Source organism: Romboutsia sp., from assembly GCF_051659545.1.
In the GTDB taxonomy this organism is placed as follows: Bacteria; Bacillota; Clostridia; order Peptostreptococcales; family Peptostreptococcaceae; genus JBOFOR01.
Map to the genome: position 1 here is coordinate 1 of NZ_JBOFOR010000295.1, position 3,135 is coordinate 3,135.

2 protein-coding genes and 1 pseudogene are annotated in these 3,135 nt (G+C 26.0%); all 3 read left to right on the plus strand.

The annotated features are described in order from the left end of the window. Window positions 1-373 (plus strand): annotated as a pseudogene (locus tag ACRC03_RS17610) (hypothetical protein); the annotation flags it as partial. Between the two features lie 277 nt (window positions 374-650). Next, complete coding sequence (locus ACRC03_RS17615) at window positions 651-815, plus strand: hypothetical protein (RefSeq protein ID WP_438653909.1); 165 nt, start codon at window positions 651-653, stop codon at window positions 813-815. A gap of 487 nt (window positions 816-1,302) precedes the next feature. Continuing rightward, window positions 1,303-2,862: a GxxExxY protein gene (locus tag ACRC03_RS17620; RefSeq protein ID WP_438653910.1), complete on the plus strand. Its 1,560-nt coding sequence runs from the start codon at window positions 1,303-1,305 to the stop codon at window positions 2,860-2,862. Window positions 2,863-3,135 lie beyond the last annotated feature (273 nt).

Here is a 3,135-nt window from a genome sequence, read left to right on the forward strand (position 1 = left end):
AGACGAAATAGAATTCCTAGAAAGAATAAAGGTAATAGCACTATACTTTAATAATTTAACTGATATAGAATTAATATCACTGAAACATTGGATAAGAAATACAGTACAAGATAAGTTAGCAGAGCCAGCCATAGAAATACTAGAATCAAAAAAGGAGGATGTAGAGCGTATGGTAGCAAATAACGCATTTATACTTACCGAAATGAAAGAAAAAGCAGTACAAGAAGGAATTGAAAAAGGAATTCAAAAAGGAGAAATGAAAAAAGCTATAGAAATAGCAAAATCTTTACTAGATGTGCTAGATACGACAACTATAGCTATAAAAACAGGATTAACAATAGAAGAAGTTGAAAAATTGAAACTTGAAATATAGTAGTAATTTAGCAACTGAGCCACTTTGTGTCTCAGAAAAACCCCTGGGGGTACGCTATTTATGTCGAAAATAGTAAGAATTAAATTGTGAAAATGATATAATAGTACTTGTAATAAATGATTATATGACAAAAATATTTAAAAGTACATGGAATAAAAAGACATTTATAATAGAAAAATATGTTATAATATGATTCTAAGAGAATTATATTTCTGTTAGAGTGGTTAGTTTCATAGTTTACTTCGTTTCTAGTTAATAGAAAAGGGGGGTGAATTCTATGAAACTAAAGAAAAAGTTTATTGTAGGTATAGTTACGTTTTTAGTTATTCCATTTATTGTGGGATTGATTGTAAATTATACTTATGATAAATTAAAAAACCACTCGAACGCCAATAAGAGTGGTTTTGAGGTTGAATTTAATTTAAAAATTAAACTCGACTAAGATATTCTAAACTATGGAATTACTACTCTAGTGTGAATAGAATGTAATTCTCTTTTTGTATAACTAAATATAATATTATTATAACATAATACTATATTTTATATAACTTTTTTTATGAATTTTTTATGTGTTTCTAAATAATAGCTAGCAACTGAGTCGCTTATTGAGAAAATTACGTAGGATATATAGAAGCCGAAGACCAAATAAAAAATGGTTTTCGGCTTTTGAAGAAGCAAGGCAAGTCACTACGTTCCATGCCAAAAACCCCAGGGGGTGCAAAGTTTGGCGAAAACTGAAAAAATAATTCTAGCGAATCGTGACAACTATAAAATTTATTATAAAGAAAGATGTTTTGAAAGTAAGTATATTACTTGAAAAGCATATTTCTTTATAATAAATTATTTATCAAATAATTAAATAATAAAATACTACACTTCTTAAAATTAGGATATAATTAAAATATAATAAAATTAAAGGCGATGGTGAGATGAAGAATTTTAACACAACAGGTACTTGTATAGAAAAAAAACATTACATGGTTAATATAGATGAAAAAATAAGCAAAATGGAAAAGATAATAGATAATGGAGATTATTTTGTAATAAACAAGCCAAGACAATTTGGAAAAACCACAACCATATCTAAACTATCAAAAAAATTAAAAGAAAAATACATAATAATTAGAAGTTCATTTGAAGGATTAGGAGACGATTTATTTAAAAATGAAGAACATTTCTGTAACACTATACTAGATGTATTTGCAGACACTTTACAATTTATAGATAAAGAAAAAAGTATAGAACTCAGAGAACTGAGTAAAAACTCTAAAAATATGAATGACTTATCAAAAGCCATAACAAGGTTTATTATAAATAGTAATAAAGAAGTAGTTTTATTCATAGATGAAATTGATAAAAGTAGTAACAATCAATTATTTATAAGTTTCTTAGGGATGCTTAGAAATAAATACCTCCTTTCTCAAGAGGAGCTAGACTATACCTTCAAAAGTGTAGTTTTAGCAGGGGTACATGATATAAAAAATTTAAAAGTTTTAGTAAGACAAGGAGAAGAACAAAAATATAACAGCCCTTGGAACATAGCAGTAAACTTTGATATAGATATGGCTTTTAATGAAGAAGAAATAGAAACAATGATAAAAGAGTATGCAAAATTAAATAATGTAGATATGGATACAAAATCTATTGCTAAAGAATTATACTATTATACAAATGGATATCCTTTTTTAGTAAGTAGACTATGCCAAATAATAGATGAAGTTATACTAAAAAAAGAAAAACAACCCTGGAGCAAAGATAATATTAATAAATCAGTAAAGTTAATACTTCAAGAAAAAAATACACTATTTGACTCTCTTATAAAAAACTTAGAAAATAACATAGAATTTAAAAGAATTATAGAAAAAATCATACTTATGGGAGAAGAAATTGTATATGTACCAAGTGATAATCTTATATCCATGGGAGAAATGTATGGATTTATAAAAAATGAAGAAGGAAGATGTAAAATTCATAATAGGATATTTGAACAGTACATCTATAATCACATTACTTCAATAACATCTAGAAATGATGCTAATATTTCTAAATATAATTATAGAGAGAACTTTATAACTAATGAGGGTGGACTTGATTTCAAAAAAATATTGTACAAGTTTCAAGAATTTATGAAAAAAGAATATAGTAGTGTAGATGTTAAATTTATTGAAAGAGAAGGCAGATTATTATTTTTAGCATTTATAAAGCCTATAGTAAATGGTGTTGGTTTTGATTTTAAAGAAGTTATGGTCAGTGAAGAAAAAAGGCTTGATGTAGTTATTACTTATAATAACTTTAAATATATTGTAGAACTTAAAATTTGGTATGGAGAAGAATATCATAAAAAAGGTATAAAACAATTAGTAGATTACTTAAATATACAAGGATTAGAGAAAGGATATTTATTAATATTCAACTTTAATAAAAACAAAGAATATAAACATGAAACTATAAATATAGACAATAAAGAAATAGTAACAGTATACGTATAATATAAAAATTAATAAACTACAAAAAGGTGCATCTAAGTAAAGTCTTACTTAAGAAGCATCTTTTTCTTATAGCAAGCCAAGTCACTACGTTCCTTGGCAAAAACCCCGACAGGTTGTGCGAAAAGTCCCTTAATATGGTATAATTTGATTAAATAACAGTTATTAGGGGGCCTTAAATTATGAACTATATCCAAAATGGAACTAGAGAACAAATTAGACTTGAGTCTATAGAATCGTTTGTTGAAGAAGACAATGAAGTTAGAGTAATAGATG